General features: G+C 40.5%; 16 protein-coding genes and 1 tRNA gene. 12 read left to right on the forward strand and 5 right to left on the reverse strand.

Features of this window, described 5'->3' with window-relative positions:
* Window positions 1-240: 240 nt before the first annotated feature.
* Window positions 241-579, forward strand: coding sequence for a P-II family nitrogen regulator (locus ACS8FA_RS14260; protein ID WP_010197981.1), 339 nt, complete (start codon window positions 241-243; stop codon window positions 577-579).
* 106 nt (window positions 580-685) lie between these two features.
* Window positions 686-1,948 carry an ammonium transporter AmtB gene (gene amtB, locus ACS8FA_RS14265; protein ID WP_057762031.1) on the forward strand — a complete coding sequence of 421 codons (1,263 nt, stop codon included), beginning with the start codon at window positions 686-688 and terminating at the stop codon, window positions 1,946-1,948.
* A gap of 201 nt (window positions 1,949-2,149) precedes the next feature.
* On the opposite strand, the gene ACS8FA_RS14270 is transcribed toward amtB, so the two are convergent.
* The 3 genes from ACS8FA_RS14270 to ACS8FA_RS14280 all read right to left on the reverse strand — a co-directional run bounded on the left by ACS8FA_RS14270 (window position 2,150) and on the right by ACS8FA_RS14280 (window position 3,975).
* Window positions 2,150-2,533, reverse strand: coding sequence for a DUF2147 domain-containing protein (locus ACS8FA_RS14270; RefSeq protein ID WP_261869150.1), 384 nt, complete (start codon window positions 2,531-2,533; stop codon window positions 2,150-2,152).
* A 261-nt stretch (window positions 2,534-2,794) separates the two neighbouring features.
* A complete protein-coding gene (locus tag ACS8FA_RS14275) occupies window positions 2,795-3,058 on the reverse strand; it encodes a hypothetical protein (protein ID WP_057762038.1) in 264 nt (87 codons plus the stop codon).
* 71 nt (window positions 3,059-3,129) lie between these two features.
* Window positions 3,130-3,975 carry a DNA/RNA non-specific endonuclease gene (locus tag ACS8FA_RS14280; RefSeq protein WP_201579519.1) on the reverse strand — a complete coding sequence of 282 codons (846 nt, stop codon included), beginning with the start codon at window positions 3,973-3,975 and terminating at the stop codon, window positions 3,130-3,132.
* Window positions 3,976-4,152: 177 nt separating this feature from the next.
* Between ACS8FA_RS14280 and ACS8FA_RS14285 the strand changes: the two genes are divergently transcribed.
* Window positions 4,153-4,243, forward strand: a tRNA-Ser gene (locus ACS8FA_RS14285).
* A 283-nt stretch (window positions 4,244-4,526) separates the two neighbouring features.
* A complete protein-coding gene (locus ACS8FA_RS14290) occupies window positions 4,527-5,888 on the forward strand; it encodes a tyrosine-type recombinase/integrase (protein WP_439264410.1) in 1,362 nt (453 codons plus the stop codon).
* A gap of 33 nt (window positions 5,889-5,921) precedes the next feature.
* Here ACS8FA_RS14290 and ACS8FA_RS14295 read toward each other — a convergent pair whose 3' ends face one another.
* Window positions 5,922-7,010, reverse strand: coding sequence for a hypothetical protein (locus ACS8FA_RS14295; RefSeq protein ID WP_439264408.1), 1,089 nt, complete (start codon window positions 7,008-7,010; stop codon window positions 5,922-5,924).
* 482 nt (window positions 7,011-7,492) lie between these two features.
* On the opposite strand from ACS8FA_RS14295, the gene ACS8FA_RS14300 reads away from it, so the two are divergent.
* From ACS8FA_RS14300 to ACS8FA_RS14335, 8 genes are all read left to right on the forward strand, one after another.
* Entirely contained in the window at window positions 7,493-8,371 is an 879-nt protein-coding gene (locus ACS8FA_RS14300) for a YagK/YfjJ domain-containing protein (protein WP_439264406.1), read from the forward strand.
* A 161-nt stretch (window positions 8,372-8,532) separates the two neighbouring features.
* The gene (locus tag ACS8FA_RS14305; RefSeq protein WP_439264404.1) at window positions 8,533-8,814 is read left to right on the forward strand and encodes a hypothetical protein; all 282 of its coding nucleotides are present in this window, start codon (window positions 8,533-8,535) and stop codon (window positions 8,812-8,814) included.
* A gap of 49 nt (window positions 8,815-8,863) precedes the next feature.
* The gene (locus tag ACS8FA_RS14310; protein ID WP_439264402.1) at window positions 8,864-9,856 is read left to right on the forward strand and encodes a DUF932 domain-containing protein; all 993 of its coding nucleotides are present in this window, start codon (window positions 8,864-8,866) and stop codon (window positions 9,854-9,856) included.
* Between the two features lie 115 nt (window positions 9,857-9,971).
* Window positions 9,972-11,039: a YqaJ viral recombinase family nuclease gene (locus ACS8FA_RS14315; protein ID WP_439264401.1), complete on the forward strand. Its 1,068-nt coding sequence runs from the start codon at window positions 9,972-9,974 to the stop codon at window positions 11,037-11,039.
* Window positions 11,040-11,162: 123 nt separating this feature from the next.
* On the forward strand, window positions 11,163-12,074 hold the full coding sequence (locus tag ACS8FA_RS14320) for a recombination directionality factor (RefSeq protein ID WP_439264399.1): 912 nt from the start codon (window positions 11,163-11,165) through the stop codon (window positions 12,072-12,074).
* A gap of 158 nt (window positions 12,075-12,232) precedes the next feature.
* A complete protein-coding gene (locus ACS8FA_RS14325; RefSeq protein WP_439264398.1) occupies window positions 12,233-12,493 on the forward strand; it encodes a helix-turn-helix transcriptional regulator in 261 nt (86 codons plus the stop codon).
* Between the two features lie 211 nt (window positions 12,494-12,704).
* Window positions 12,705-13,670 (forward strand): AAA family ATPase, encoded by a 966-nt coding sequence (locus ACS8FA_RS14330; protein ID WP_439264396.1) that lies wholly within the window; start codon window positions 12,705-12,707, stop codon window positions 13,668-13,670.
* Between the two features lie 11 nt (window positions 13,671-13,681).
* Entirely contained in the window at window positions 13,682-16,198 is a 2,517-nt protein-coding gene (locus ACS8FA_RS14335) for a S8 family peptidase (RefSeq protein WP_439264395.1), read from the forward strand.
* A gap of 180 nt (window positions 16,199-16,378) precedes the next feature.
* Here ACS8FA_RS14335 and ACS8FA_RS14340 read toward each other — a convergent pair whose 3' ends face one another.
* Window positions 16,379-17,176 (reverse strand): M48 family metallopeptidase, encoded by a 798-nt coding sequence (locus ACS8FA_RS14340; protein ID WP_439264393.1) that lies wholly within the window; start codon window positions 17,174-17,176, stop codon window positions 16,379-16,381.
* Window positions 17,177-17,179: the final 3 nt, after the last annotated feature.

A 17,179-nucleotide genomic window follows, 5' to 3' on the forward strand; every position in this document is an offset into this window, starting at 1 on the left:
CAAATGCTAAAGATTGATTCACCTTTATTATGCTTGTAGCGATGGCTCTAATCGTTGCATCGTAGCCCATACTCTATGTTACTACTGTTATTACTTTTTAATGAACAACGCCAATTCTACCTCCCCCCTTGAGTAGGTTGGCACAGTTCTTGAATAACTTACAGTAAGCAAGGCAGAGATATGATGATGCACCATAGTACTTCTATCAATCTGCGGCATCACACAAATAAGGAATTTTTTATGAAGCTAATCACTGCGATCTTAAAACCGTTTAAGCTCGACGACGTGCGTGAAGCGCTTTCCGACATCGGTGTTAAAGGTGTCACTGTCACTGAAGTCAAAGGTTTCGGTCGTCAAAAAGGTCATACAGAGCTCTATCGCGGCGCAGAATACGTGGTGGACTTTTTACCTAAAGTAAAAGTCGAAGTCGCTGTGATCGACGAGATGGTTGAGCCTGCTATCGAGGCAATCACTCGTATCGCTAGCACTGGTAAGATTGGTGATGGCAAGATTTTCGTCACTGCACTTGAGCAAGTTATCCGCATCCGTACGGGTGAAACGGGACCTGACGCTATCTAAATTTGAAGACCTACCTACGGGCATAAACTTATAGGTACAGACTCTTACAGCATTTTATCTATCGGTAATGCCGATATCTATATTATAAATTCAAGGGGGAATTTAAATGGAAAGTCAAATCTTTGAGCTCCAATATGCGCTCGATACGTTTTACTTTTTGATATGTGGTGCGTTGGTCATGTGGATGGCAGCAGGCTTCACTATGTTAGAGGCCGGACTGGTCCGATCAAAAAATACAGTCGAAATCTTAACCAAAAACGTCGCACTATTTGCAACGGCTAGTATCATGTATATGGTATGCGGCTATGCGATTATGTATGGTGGCGATCTATTCTTAAGCGGAATTGCAGGCGGTGATACGTTAGTAGAAGACGCCTTAGCAGCCTCTGCTGAAAACGGCTTCGGTGGCGACTCTGTCTACTCTGCCGCATCAGACTTTTTCTTCCAAGTGGTCTTTGTAGCGACCTGTATGTCAATCGTATCAGGTGCCGTTGCTGAGCGCATGAAACTGTGGTCATTCTTGTTATTCGCTGTGGTCATGACTGGTGTTATCTACCCACTAGAAGGTAGCTGGACATGGGGCGGCAACGATGTCTTTGGCCTATTCAACCTAGGCGACATGGGCTTCTCCGACTTTGCAGGCTCTGGCATCGTGCATATGGCAGGTGCAGCAGCAGCTCTAGCAGGTGTATTGCTCTTAGGCTCACGTAAAGGTAAATATGGCCCTAATGGAGAGATACGCGCTATTCCTGGTGCTAACCTACCGTTGGCAGCACTCGGTACACTAATCTTGTGGATGGGTTGGTTCGGTTTCAACGGTGGTTCAGTGCTTAAATTAGGCGACATCGCTAGTGCTAATGCTGTTGCAATGGTATTTTTGAACACTAATGCTGCTGCTGCTGGTGGTGCTGTCGGTGCCTTAATCTTAGCCCGCATCATCTTTGGTAAAGCGGATCTAACCATGCTCCTAAACGGTGCACTAGCTGGTCTAGTAGCCATTACTGCTGAGCCTTCAACCCCTTCTGCATTACAAGCCACTATCTTTGGTGTTATCGCCGGTATCATTGTAGTGTTATCAATCTTAGCCTTAGACAAAATCAAGATTGATGATCCAGTGGGTGCAATCTCAGTTCACGGTGTGGTCGGTCTATTTGGTCTGCTAATTGTACCTATCACTAACCCAGCATCTACCTTTATCGGTCAGATTGTGGGTGCTGCAACCATCTTTGCTTGGGTATTCATTGCCAGCCTAGTGGTGTGGTCTATCATCAAGCTGGTTATCGGTCTACGTATCTCTGAAGAAGACGAGTACGAAGGTGCTGATATTGCAGAATGTGGTATGGAAGCTTATCCAGAATTTATAAGATAAGCGCCTTTCAAGTAAGCTAAAGACTGCTTTTAAATGCGCTGATACTACCTACTGTAGTATCAGCGTTTATAATTTTAGTGTTTAAAGATCTCCCCTATTGAATATATAAAATATAAGCTTGAATCTAAAACGTAAAAAATCCCGCGAGACCTTTCGGTAACGCGGGATTTTTATGTATTACGCTAAAACTAACTCTTTAGTTTATTTCTTTTTCCACTCTTGACTACGAGAGAATGGGCCAATATAGCCTTTTAGCTTCAACGTGTTGCCGCTTAAGCTTGCAGTCATACGATAGTCTTTGCCTTTTTCAGGGTCAGTAATCGTACCACCACTATATTTACCACCACCATCAGCTTGTAGACCTTTAATAATGGTCGTACCAACGTGCTTTTTGCCTTTAGCTGAGTTAGTAGCAATAAGAGTACCGGTCAACACACCATTTGACTCAGTGATTTTTACCGTACCTTTTGGCTTGCCTTCATCATATGTCTGCCAAGTAGTGTTGGCTAATGGGTCAGCGGCGAATGCCATGCTAGCAATACCAATACCAGCAACTGCTAAAGTGGTCTTTGTAAATAATTTCATAGATTGACTCCCTTCATACAATGATTACTCGAAACGTTATGTTTCTGTTGTCCTATGCTTATCCTTTGCTAGAACCTTTCATTACGAGCTTTACGGTTTCGACCTTTTTAAATGATAGTTACCATTACAACTTATAAGCTTTTAGTTAAAGATTCGAGCGACACAAGCGATGTCTTAACTCATTATAAGCAATTTTTAGGTTTTGCCTAGTAATTTTTTTACAGTTTCTTATTTCTATAAAAATAAAACCATATCAAAGACTTATAGGAAAGGATTGTCGATATCTTTATCTAATTGGTCATCATTTTCCTTTGACTTAGCATCGTTCTTACTATATAGATTTTTATCTGCAAATGCTTGTACGATTTTCTCCGACAGCTCATGTAGCTGTTGGGCTTGCTCGTATCCCAACTCGTCAAAAGTGAGATCAATATCACCATATATAATAATCTTGTCTTTTTGATTTTCAATGACAAGATCACCAATCTGCATGCTTTGATGGTCGTTGGCGAATGGCTCAATCATTTGATTATCCTTATTATCAGTAACATTTTATTTTTTTCGAAATGAGGTTATTTTTGGGTCTTACTGCCAAATTAAGCCTGCAACTGTGCAATCAACCATTCTAAAATAGCCCACACAAACAGCATCCACTCAGGCTCTTCTACTGGCGCCTCGGGAGTATCTGAGCTCTCACCTGCTTTCAATGGTAAATCAAATGCTTGAGATTTGGACTGACTATCTAGCATAGGTAATACATCGATGCCAATCTCAGTGGTCAGCTCATCGATACTGATCACATCGATGCGTTCTGACTCATCATTTGGTGCGTAATACACGCCTGCTTGATTGGTTGCTGGGATATATACCGCTTTGAAGAAGTGACTAGGCACAAGGACACGGTTAGCAAGCTGCTTTGTCTTTTTATTGGTAAATGCCACACCTGTGATGGTATACACCTCACCGTATTGCTGCGTTAAATACCGAGTGGCAGACTCAATATTACGCCAAATGTAGCGATTGTTACGTGGTGACTGCGGAGCGATATTGGCTAAACTAAAACTATCATACTGCTGGCTGCGATTGGCCATATTGGCATTGGGTGCCAAATGCCCTCGATCATAGCCAGAGCCTGAATAATCGGATAATGAGGCTCGTGCTGACTTTGGCAGTTTACTCTCTTCGTGAAAGCTATCTTCACGATCGATCTGCTTAGCTTGTTGTAGACGTGTGCGATCGAGATGCTCTGCTGACCAAAGCGGTGTACGCGATACCCCCGAGTACATGACCGCAAAGCCATCCATGCATAGCGCTTGTGTGTCTTTTTTTAGCTTGGTATTGGTAAATTCAGGATAAACACCCCCATAAAAAGACTGGCTACACTGGGTCAAATCATCAGCGTGTGCTTGGGTAATACCCGTCGCGACAAGCAATACTGCCATCAGTGCACTATTCTTACATCCGTACTTAAGCCTACTAAAACTTATCATTCAACTTTCAACCATTTATACTTGCCGTTACATACTTGCTATCCTAGCAGGCGCTTGCCAATAAAGAAAGATAGCGCGCAAGTCGTGACATTCTAAATGGTATCCGCTATACTTAGGCGTTCAAAAAACGGTGAAGTGGGTGAGTGGCTGAAACCGCACGCCTGGAAAGTGTGTATACGTTCATAGCGTATCGAGGGTTCGAATCCCTCCTTCACCGCCAATCTTATAAAACCTTAGTTTTCCTACCTCTTCCCATATATTCCTATATATACCTGTAACCCTTTATAAATAACGCGTCTAGCGTTTTTTTTATGCCTAACGTTTTCCTAATCCATCCGAACATAACCCACCTATCCCATGGCTTGTGTTGGTCTATCTGTTGGTCTATGATTTCATTAGACCTCAAAAAGACCAACATTTAGGCTTTATAATTCAGCTTTAGACCAACGTATTTGTTGTATCGCCTGAATTATATAGCTTACCACCATAGGGAATAGACCAACATGTTAAGCGATAGTAAGATCCGCAAGCTTAAACCCAGTGAGAAATGTACACCTTCGTGTCCTGACAAATATAGTGATCAGCAAGGGCTACAGCTTTTGGTACGTAATACAGGCACAAAGACATGGATAAGCGCCTATCGCTTTGATGGTAAGCAGACTCGCCTCACACTTGGCACTTACCCCATCATGTCACTTGCTGAAGCCAGACAAGCCAATACTGAGATTAAGGCGCTATTAGCAGATGGTATCGATCCAAAAAATAAAAAGCGTCAGGATAAGCTTGCTAATATCCACGCGCAAAAATTCAATGATTACGCGTTAGACTGGCTCGCTGAGCGTAAGCGTAACGTTAAGCTTCGTACTTATCAGCAAGACTATAACCGTATGCATAAAGACGTGCTGCCACACTTTGAAGGCATTGCACTAAAAGACGTGAGCTTTGAAGATTGTCGATCGATGGCAGATGAGATCGAAAAGCGTGTGAACAAAGACGGTGAACCGCCACGCGAGGTAACCAGACGTACTATCGATTTGGTTGCTAATGTTTTAAGACGTGCCAAACGTGAGCGCATCATTGAGCAAAACCCAATCGATGACCTAAAGGAACTCTACCCTAAAGCCAAAAGCCAGCACATGAAGCATGTAGACATCCATGAGCTGCCTGCCCTACTCCAAGCCATCGAGGGCTATCATGGTCATGATCAAACTCGCTTAGGTATGAAGTTTTTGGCTTATTCGTTTTGCCGAACCATTGAGCTACGTATGATGAAATGGTCACATATCGATTTTGCGAATCGCTTATGGCGTGTTGATATCGATAATCTTAAGATTGCGCGTAAGCACGTCGTACCGCTATCAGATCAAATGCTGGCAGTATTAGAAGAGATGAAAGCAATCACAGGGAAATATGAATATGTGTTTTACCACACGGGTATGCATCAGCCGTATAGTGAAGAGTTTATTAATAACGCGCTCGATATCTTGGGTTACGCAGGCAAACAGACAGGTCACGGCTTTCGCCATATCGCCTCAACCAATCTAAACGAACTTGGCTATATGGGCGATGCGATCGAAAAGCAGATGGCTCATGATAAAAAAAGCAGCATTCGCGCGGTTTATAACCACGCGCAGCATTTAGAAGAGCGCCGTAAAATTATGCAAGTTTGGGCAGACTTTTTAGACTTGCTAAGAGATAAAGGTGAGGTAGTAGACTTTCGAACTGCTAGGCAGCAGATTGAAAATTCATTGGATAGAAAAAAGCCTACTACCTTAGAAGATGCTGATAAAAAAGACCTGATTGAAGCACTTATTAGTAAAGGCCTCACTATAGATGAACTAAATGCTTTAGTAAGCATTAACTAAGGGCAAGTTAAGTATCCATGATGCCAACACAGCTTATTCATCGCTTCCTAAAATCTGATTGTATGTATCTTCAATAGCACTATTAATAAATTTGTTTGGGGTTTGTTTAGCATTTTTAGCTAATGCATGTAGCCGTTTTCGATTTTTATCACTGATAGTAAGAACAAGCTTCGCTTTAGAATTACTCGAATCCTGATTTAGCGTCTCCCAAGCTTTCTTCATGTTTTTTATCACATGACCTCTTTCTGTATTCCCTTTACTTTGTGTATCCTCATCTTTAGGATTAGCTTTAAAGCTTGATGCAAGTTCTAAGCATCTAACATCCGAGTTCTCTCTGTTTGACAACCTATCAAGGCTTGCAAGTATCAAATCATATTTATCCCTGACACAATCAGGAAAAAAAATATCCCTGAGGATGATGTATGGACGCTTAACATTATCGAGATAATTATAAGCCCATTCTATCTGTTCCTTGTTAGAAACATTGAGCCACTTCATATCTTTCTCATCAGTACGGTTTTTTAAATAACTATTTTTTACAGAAAGGATGTGAACAGTTCTCCACTCTCCTCTTCTAAAATCAATTCGCTCATAATCAGGGAGATACTCAGAATAGTAACTATTAAACATATGGATATCGTAACGTAAATAATCAGATATTTCTGCGATTAATTCAGATCTGCCTTTAAACGCTTCTCTCTCCAATAATCCCTCTACTAAACTTGCTAAAAAAATCGAAGAACGCAGGTCATTTTTAAACCAACCTAGATAATCCTCGGGTAGATGGTTTTCAATTTTATAATAGATTAAATCATTATATTCCCGCAGAGGAGCTTGGTGATTCCGCAAGTAATCTATTAATAGACTTTTATAATCGTCACTGTCAAAACTTATATTTTCCCAGCTTTTATTTTCTAAAAAATTCTTAACATATAGCAGTGATTTCGCATCATGATTGCTCAGTTTCTTTAAGGCTAAAAAAAAATCTTCAATGGACCTCCTATTTCTTCTGACATCTTTTATGTACTCATCCGCTACATATCTTAAAAGCTGAGAGTTTGCATACCTTACTGAAGCTTCATCAAAAATATCATTGTTCATCACTGTCACTTGTCGATCCATACTTTGCCTCATTTCCAAAAGCGAGATTAATATTGAATATAATTTTGTTTTTTTCTAGTGAATACACTAATTTTTTCTAGTGAAAAAGTGGATTTTAAAGACCTGTAAACCTTGTTGCATATAAGAGTAATACAAAAATATCAGATTAAATAGCTTAATTTCAATGCATTACTTAAAAAGCTAACTCCATTCCTCATGGCACTTCTCGTTTTCAGCAATTTCGTACAAGTGAGCATGAGGATATATGGGCGTTTTTACAGTGCAACTTGGCTATTTACGTAACTCCCCAAATTGAATAATCCCGTTATCGCTGTATAAATGAATTCTAAATCGCCACGATATCAATAGATTTTATAACTCAACAATCCGGTTATTAATATTATTAATAGATATACAACATGCTGTTTAGCTAATTGATGAACTCCAGTAATAAAATACCTAATCGCTTAAGACTATGAACATATAACCTTAGGCAGAATAAAATGACTATCCCATCTTTAAGCCACAACGTAGTCGTGGCTCAAATCGATACACTCGTAAGTGCTATCCTGAGCCCCAATGCTCGAATCAGTATTAAGCAAATTAGTAAACAGCTCAATATATACTATGAGGCAATGGCACTCCTCTCTGATGATGAATTGGACTACTGCAAAACCATAAATTGGTTCATGGGTAGTTGCTACCTTGTTTGTGGCAATCACTATCCGAATGAATTTATTTGGGATAGAGCAAATACAAAAAGGTTTGTAACCGCGCTACGTTCTTACCAATATGAATTTGCCACTGACATTGTTAGCTTTGCTAATCAGGAACGAAGTAATAGCAGATCACTTTACCGCTACATGAGTTATTTCTTAAACAAGTACGCACGCACGTTAATAGTTCGAGTCGATATTAAAATAAAGGCAGAGTTTGCGCATCTTGTGAATATCAAAACCTTTTACGATTTTATGGATGACTTCAATGATAAGGTAGGACGAAAGAGGGGCTGCTTTGAACATCTGAGGGGTCATGCTTGGGCTATAGAACAAGGGGTTGAAACGGGTGGTTTACATTGTCATTTATTACTAATCTATAATGGTGATAAGCGTCAGAATGACTGGTTCTTAGGGGACGCTGTAGGTAAGCGCTGGGTTGAGATAACAGATGGTATAGGTTGTTACTACAACTGCAATACTAAACAACACAAAGCATCCTATAAGCGGAAGGGCACACTTGGCATTGGCAGAATCCACAAAGATAATCCTATAGAGGTAGAGAGTGCTTTGGATACAGGGATGTATTTGGTTAGACCTGAAAAGTATGAGCAGCGTCTCAAAGCAAAGATGTCTGGCAGAAAAAGCTTTGGGCGTGGTATTTAACATTCAGCAAAGCGCAAAGACGTTGAGCGATAGTAAAATAATCTCAAACCTATATTACAGTAATGAGATAGCGCATTAGTCATTAGTAAAGCGCCAAACCCAACATATTAAGGTCTGCCTCGTGCAGGCCTTTTTTATGCCCAAAATAAATAGGAGCCCTTATGAAACCCATCTGTCCATGCTGTCGCTCATCTGCCGTCTACGAGCTGAGTGATGGTGCTAATAACACGCTTATCGAAAGCCTGTTCTCTCCTGCCATGCTAGTCAGTCTTGGCGTCAGTATCTGTAAGACCCTGAAGTTCCATCCAGCTATAGGTGCTGTGGCAGGTGTTGCCTTAGCTGCGGTGATCGAGCTTGCTCAACCAAATAATGCTTTACCACTATTAGCGAACAAGCAGTATCGCTGTAGCAACTGCACTCACGTTTTTAGTAGCTTTAATTAACCAACCAATTCATCCACCTAATTTATTCAACAATAAAAGGAATATCCTCATGGCACATTTAATCGAAACAATGGCATACATCGGCGAAACCCCTTGGCATGGCTTAGGTAATGAGCTGGCTCCCAAGCAGCCTATCGAGATCTGGGCAAAGCAAGCGGGTATGGATTGGCGTATAGAGTCATCGGACGTCAGCTACATGGCGAATAATGACAAAGGGCAGAGTCTGATTCTGCCCTTTGCTGAGCAGAAGGTGTTGTACCGTAGTGATAACTTTGAGCCGCTATCGGTGGTCAGTCAACGCTATCAGGAAGTACAGCCGCGTGAGATTCTAGAGTTCTATCGTGATCTTACCGAGCAATCCGACTTTGAGCTGGAAACGGCAGGCGTCTTAAAGGGCGGTCGTAAGCTATGGGCATTGGCTCGTACAGGCCAGTCAGCAACGCTCAAGGGTAAAGATGTCAGTAATGGCTACTTACTGCTTGCAACCGCTTGTGACGGTACTCTGGCGACCACAGCCCAGTTCACATCGATCCGTGTGGTCTGCAATAATACCCTAGCCATTAGCTTAGCAGATGGTTCAGGTGGCGTAGTGAAAGTACCGCATAGCACCTCGTTTGATGCGGACAAAGTCAAGCAGCAATTAGGCGTATCGGTGAAGCAATGGGATGAACACAGCTATGAGATGAAGCAGTTGTCTGAGCGCCGTGTTACCCAAGCAGAAGCAGCTAATTATCTTAGCCGTGTATTCAATGATCAGGACAATAACATCATTTTATTTAACAGCGCTAAGAAAGAGAAAGATGCTGTGCCTAATGCCAAGGCGATGAATCAGGTGATGAACATGTTTAACGGTCAAGGTCGCGGAGCCGATCTTGATGCTGCCAAAGATACCGCTTATGGCTTGCTATGCAGTATCACTGAATACGTCGATCACGAACGTAGGGCGATGTCGAGAGACCATCGATTAGACGGCGCTTGGTTTGGCTCTGGCGCTAAGCTTAAACAAAAAGGATTAGAGGAATCGCTGCTGATGTTGGCTTAACCAGCCACATTTAAAATCTGACAACACAATTGACCACGCCTTCGAGCGTGGTTTTTTATGCCGTCTTTTTAATAAACAGTGTTAATCAACAACCAATCTAACGAAGGAGTTCATCATGAACACAATCGCTTTAAACCATATCGCTCAGCTAAGACAAACCAAGCGTGCAACCGTTAAGGTAAAAGCGCCCATCAACACCATTCAACCAACCACCGCAAAACGTCTGGTCAATACCAAAACGCTCAGTCATGAGGAATGGCTTGAGGTACGCAAGCAAGGTATTGGCAGTAGTGACGCTGCTGCTGCGTGTGGTATCCATCCTTACTTGTCTATGCTTGAGCTGTGGATGATTAAGACGGGTCGTCTGCATTCTCACCTAGATGATGATATTGATGGCTATTCACCACTCTACTGGGGTAATACGTTAGAACCGATGGTGGCGAAATACTATCAACGGCATACGGGTAATAAAGTGCGTAGAGTAAACGCTATCTTGCAGCATCCTGTTCCTGATAATCACTTTATGCTGGCAAACTTAGACTACGCCATCACGGGTAGTGATGAGGTGCAGATCCTTGAATGTAAAACCGCAGGTGAACATGGTGCCAAGCTGTGGAAGCATGGCGTGCCTTTGTATGTGACTTGCCAAGTGCAGCATCAGCTAGCTGTCACAGGTAAAACGGCTGCGCATATCTGCGTGTTACTCTGTGGACATGAAGCCAGGATATTTAAGGTTGAGCGGGATGAGCGTTTGATTGAGTCCATCATCGAGCATGAGCGGCTGTTCTGGCAGTATGTAGAAACAGATACCCCGCCAACCCCGGATCATAGCGAGTCAGCAGCGAGAGCCTTAAAGTTGCTGTATCCAACCCCTGAGCCGTCAAGCAAGGTTGATCTAACGGATGATGACGGGGCTAATAAACTGTTTGAGCAACTGCTTAGCTATCGTGATTACATGCAGGAATTAGAGCAGCGTCATGATCAGGTAAAGCACCAGCTGCAAACACTGATTGCCGATAATGAAGTCGCTGTGTTTGAAAAAGGCGCTATTTCTTGGAAACGCTCGAAAGACAGCACCAGTCTTGATAGTAAAGCGCTAACCAAAGCGCATCCTGAATTGCTTGAGCAGTTTAGTAAGACACGCCCGGGCAGTCGTCGCTTTGTGATCTTAAATGATAACTAAGCCAAGACGCAGTCATTAATCATAATCCATAAATTAATCCACTCAATCAAATACGTGCATAAACGCCCACCCATCATAGGTGGGCTTTTTTATGGCTAAATAAAACACATAAGGAATATCACCATGATTAAAGGTCTAACTATTACTCCGCCAGTTTTGGGTCGTATCAGCATTGGGCGTGTCATTCAAAAAGATGGCAAGCGTTTACCTGCTAAAGACGATCAATTCACTATTACCAGTCAAGTGCAGAATAAAGACGGCTGGATCAATCATCCACTAGACGAAAAGCTACGTGCAAATAATGAAGGCAAGCTCAGACAAATACCAGTACGTATGCTGTTTAACGATCCCGAATTAAACCTACGAGCTGAGTACACGCTATTTGATAGACAAACTGGACGCCCGCTATGCGTAGGCGACGGTGAGCAATGTCAGCGTCGTACCAATAAAGGCATTGAAAATCATCCGTGTCCATCGCCTGATCGCTGCCCACTGGCTCAAGGTGGCGCTTGTAAACCGTATGGCAGGCTGTATGTGAATTTATCTGAAGACGATGAACTGGGTACGTTTATCTTTCGTACGACTGGCTTTAATAGTATTCGTACGCTTGCAGCACGGCTGAGCTACTTTGCTGCGGTATCGGGCAATAAGCTGTCTTGCTTGCCACTGCAATTAACCCTACGTGGTAAAAGCACCACACAAAGCTATCGCACACCGATCTACTTTGTAGATCTAACGCTACGTGATGGCATTACACTCAAGCAAGCGGTGCAGGATGCAAAAGCGATAGATAGTGAGCTGAGCGAACACGGCTTTGATCAGGCAGCGTTAGAAGAGGCTGCCACACAGGGTTATGTGAACTCTTGCTTTGAAATTAATGGCGATGATTTAGCAGAAGTCGCTGAGGAGTTTTATCCGATGGAAGTAGATGACGTAAGCAATAACCAGCAGGGGAATTATCAGAATGGATTAGCCACTCATAACGTGACTAGCATCGAACAAGGTCTACGGAAAAGTGTGACAGCAGTGAGCTGAAATAGTTTATGCTCATAAGAGGGAGCTAGATGATTCGGCTCCTTTTTTATTACTTCAAAGAAGTGAGGCAGTAGGACTACATGGGATGCAGTAAAAAAATATGGGACTCGGTAAGTATATGAGAGGAAACGCTCTCATTCACTTATAAGGAGCAAATCATGGAAAATTTAAACGCAAACACTCAGCAAAACACATCAACACTAAGCATGTCACAGATACCGCGAATGCTGCCGCTAAAACAGGTCGTACACTACACAGGGCTTAGCAGCACAACGATTTACGATATGCTCGATAAAAGATCGAATCGTTACGACCCCACCTTCCCTATCCAAGTTAAGCTATCAAAGGGGCGCGTGGCATGGGTTGAAAGCGAAGTTTCTCAGTGGATTGGAGGTAAGATAGCTGCCCGGGTTTGCTAAATCCCAATATGAAATAAGCTACTTAGTGTGGCTTATTTTTTTGTCTTTAGCCGATTCTAGCTATTCTTGTCTGTTTTTATGTATTTAGAACATATCAAGATTAGCCTTCAGAAACGACAGAACTATTATGGCACCCCTTTATAATATCATTCTATCATTTGAATTTGCTATAATTGAATACTCAATTAACTAGTATCATCGAGAGTCTAAGATGGCAACCGCTGAACAGATTAAGAACCTGATTAGGGCTCACTATCAGAACGATACTGGCCGATTCCAATCAATTTCATTACAAATTGCCGCTAATGAAGCGCGCTCTGGTCACCATAAACTTGCTAAAGAATTGAAATCTATTATTGACAAAGGCTCACCAGCTCAGAAAAACTTTGACAAAAATGGTATGAGTGCTTCGAATGTCAATGAATTAGATGGTAGCCTCCAACTCAAGTTTACTTCAGTTCGGAAAAATGAAATTGTTTTGTCGTCCTCTGTACAAGAACACTTAGATAAGGTCATTACTGAACATAAAAGCGCTGCTAGCCTTAGAGAATTTGGGCTGACTCCACGTAGGAAATTGTTATTCCATGGACTTCCAGGGACTGGTAAGACAATATCAGCATCAATGCTAGCTACGGAATTAAATATGCCATTCTATGCAATATTACTCGATGGACTTATGAGTAAATATATGGGTGAAACAGCCGCTAAGTTGAGAACTATTTTTAACTTTATTTCTAATAACCAGGCTGTCTACCTCTTCGATGAGTTTGACTCCATAGGGTCTTCTAGAGGTCAAGGGAACGATGTTGGTGAAATCAAAAGAATATTAAATTCTTTTTTAGTTTTTTTTGAAGAAGAACAGTCAAATAGTATAGTAATTGCAGCCACTAATCATGTTGAATCTTTAGATAAAGCTCTGTTTCGTCGTTTTGATGATATTATTGAATTCGACTTACCTAGTGAAGATGAAATAAAACGTCTAATTCAGAATAAATTTCTTTTGTTCAAATTTAAAATACATAAGTGGGACGCTATTTATGATGCTGCACAGGGATTAAGTTACGCTGAGATTGTAAAAGCTTGCGACGATGCCGCTAAACAAGCTGTCTTAAACAACAATAAGATTGTCGATGAAAGCTTTTTACTCCTGTCCCTAAACAGTAAAACAAAACTCTAAAGAGTAATGCAATGAATAATAAGCCTCATCTGTTCTATAGTAAAACTGAAAGACATGATTATTTCGCTAGCTCTGGTGGAGGTTCGCTTTCTTTTACCCCTAAAGAAAGATCAGTACATGGAGAAAAGTTAATATCTCAATACTATGAAGCGTTAAATATAATAAGTAAAAGTCAAAATATATCTCGTGACAACCAAGATGAAGTCAACCTCTTAACTAGCGAAAAAGGTATCTTTCTTAGCATTGTAAGTGATAATGGAACAGAGCTTGATATTAAAAAATTTGATAATCAGTCATTTGAACTTAAAACATTAAAGCTGGAAGAGGATCAGCAAGTCTTAACCTTTTATACAAGTAACGAAAAAAAAGATTTGTTTCGCAGTAGAATTGAGCAGTTTATTGGCGAAGATACTAGCAATGGAAACCCTAAAAACCTTTCAATGTTAAATAATATATTCTTAATAAGACCTTCTACGTTAGAAGACTTATGGACGGACGATATATCTTTACTGCCAAAAAACTCAGAAAGCATTATAAAGTGTGAAGTATGGATATCGTTCTATAATGAAGAAGCGAGAAATAAATTTTTAACGAAAATTAATGAGAAAATATATGATTATATAAACGAAACATATATATCACTGCCAACTGTTACCATCTTTAAAGTTAGTGCTAAAAGAGATCAAATTGAAGGTTTAATAGCTGAACACCCAGATATAGTAGAACTACGAACATCATCAGAAAACCCTAGCGTATTCATTGATATGGACGTACCATCCCAGCACGAATTTACTGATGACTTTAATCAACGAATAAAACTAAAAATTAATGAAAGCAATATTTTTGTTAGCATTCTAGACACTGGTGTCAACTATAATAACCCTCTGCTCCATAAAGTTTGTAAAGCAAGTTACAGTACCTCTTGGGATATGAATTGGGATCATTATACTGATAGCATACTTTCTTCGACAAACGTTTATCATGGTTCTTTTCAAGCTGGCGTGGCTGCTTTTGGTTCTAATATTTTAGATAGTTTAGTGAATAATCAGCCGATTGAGATTACCCATGAAATTGAATCAGGTAGAATTCTACCCCCACGAGGAACTAATCTTGAAGAAATGTATGGAGCAATTACACTGGGTACTATTAGTAACCTTATAATTGACCGGCCTGAAAGTCAAAGAGTGTATAGCCTAGCAGTAACTAATAAAGATTATAAATGTGAAGGGTACCCCACGTCATGGTCTGCAACCATTGATAATTTTTGTTATGAAAATTCAGAAACAAGTTCTGATGTTTTTATTATTTCTGCAGGAAACGCTTTCAATGTCCAGAAAGATTATTGGTCAAATGCGAGATCTGCTCAAGTTCAAGATCCCGCTCAAGCATGGAATGCTATTACGGTAGGTAGCTGCACTAAGCTCTATAACATTACCAATGTCCCTAATCCAAAAATCTGTTCAAAATTCGAAGATATTAACCCAACAACTTCTAGCTCTCATAATTGGGAATGGAGTGATGCTCCTTTTAAACCCGAAATATTATGTGAAGGGGGAAACAGAATAATTTATGATGACGGTACTATAGACTTTCATGAAGATCTATCACTTCTAACTGCTTCAGGTAAAACTCAAAACAATGTTTTTGGTTCACATACCGATACAAGTGCTGCTACTGCTGAGGCTTCCTATATAGCTGCAAAAGTTATGTCAGCATATCCAGAGGCTACCTCTGAAACAATTAGGGGACTAATGATTCATTCATCTGAATGGTCTGATTCTATTTTTGAAGAGTTAAACTTATTAGTTCAACAGCATCCACAAAAAAATATGCTTAAAGAATACAAAGAAAACATACTTAAAGTGTGTGGATATGGGATTCCTGACTTAGGAAAGGCTATTAATAGTAAGAATAATAGACTAAGTCTAGTTATTGAGTCTTCAATAAAGCCGTTTAATGAAGCTGAAAAATTTAAACTAAATGAGTTTAATCTTCATGAGTTACCATGGCCTGAACAAGTTCTAAGAGAATTACCTTTAGACTCTAAGGTTAAAATGACTGTCACTTTGTCTTATTTTATCGAACCCAACCCTCGAGTTTCAAAAATTAAAAGTAAGTATGTTTACAGATCACATGGCCTATCCTTCAATCTTTGTAAATCAGGTCAGAACAAAGAGGATTTTATAGACAGTATAAATAGAAGTAATAAGCGCGGTGAAGAATATACTAGCCATGATACACCACACAAGTGGTTTTTTGGTAGTGGCCTACAGAAATCTGGCTCTATACATAAAGACTATTGGGAAGGAACAGCAGCGGAGCTTTCTGAGTTATCTAGAATAATAGTCAAACCTGTCACGGGCTGGTGGAAACTTAATAAAGATAAGGAGAGATGTTCTAGAACAGTTAATTATTCTTTAATTGTTACGTTAGATGTTGATGATAATGAAGTTGACATCTATTCTGAAGTTGAAAACAAAATAAGAATTCTCACTGAAAATCTAGTACCAGTGGATGTTAAATATTGACTATCTAAAAAATACTATTTGGAATGTTACACTATAAATTAGACTTTCTATAGTCGGAGTATTTTTAAACCGCTATGGTGTTGCTAGCCCTAGATGTACTATCTGCGGTAGATCGCCTTGTAGCGATTTTAAAATTTCTTGACTATATTAAAATTCTAATCGCTTGAATCTAGGCAATTCTCACTCATTCAAATATAGCTCAGCCATCCCATCTAGCCTAGCCTTCACTTCTTTCCAGTTCGGCATCACTTGCGTTAGTAAGCGCCAAAAGCTCTCGCTATGATTATATTCGGCTATATGACATAGCTCATGCAGGATGACATAATCAATGCATTCTCTTGGTGCTTTAACCAAATGAGGATTAAGTATTAGATTGCCTTTTGTAGAGCAACTGCCCCATTGTTTTTGCATTACTAAAACTTTGTATAACGGAACGTCTTTTACCCATGAAGCCTTTGGTAGCAAGGCTTTTAGTCTGGCACTGAAGACAGTTTTAGCTCTATTTTGATACCATTTATCCACCATATTTTTTACTTTTTCAGCTTGTATTTTCTGGTCTATTTTGTTGTGACTTTGCTGCAAAAATACATTCAACTTACCGCGACTGAGCTTCACACTGGGTTCATTCTCAGAATCAGTAATCACTTTTAAAACATAACGACGACCCAGATAAAACTGGGTCTCACCGCTGACATAACGTTTAGGCAATACGTGATCTTGTTGCTTTGCAAACTCTTGTAGACTTTGCCATATCCAGCGAGCACGTTTCATCATAGCGTCATGTATCATCTTATCCGTAGCATCACTAGGCGCGGTGGCGACCACACGCTGATCAGGATGTACCTTGATGACCACTTTCCGAGGTTTGCTCTTTTCATTAATAAGCATATCGTTTTTAGGCTTATTCTTTGTGTCTTTACGCACTACTTCATAATGGATCTTCTCTTCACCATAATAAAAGCTGCCTGTCTCAGTCATTGC

It is taken from the genome of Psychrobacter sp. 1Y1, from assembly GCF_051847395.2.
Lineage (GTDB): Bacteria > Pseudomonadota > Gammaproteobacteria > Pseudomonadales > Moraxellaceae > Psychrobacter.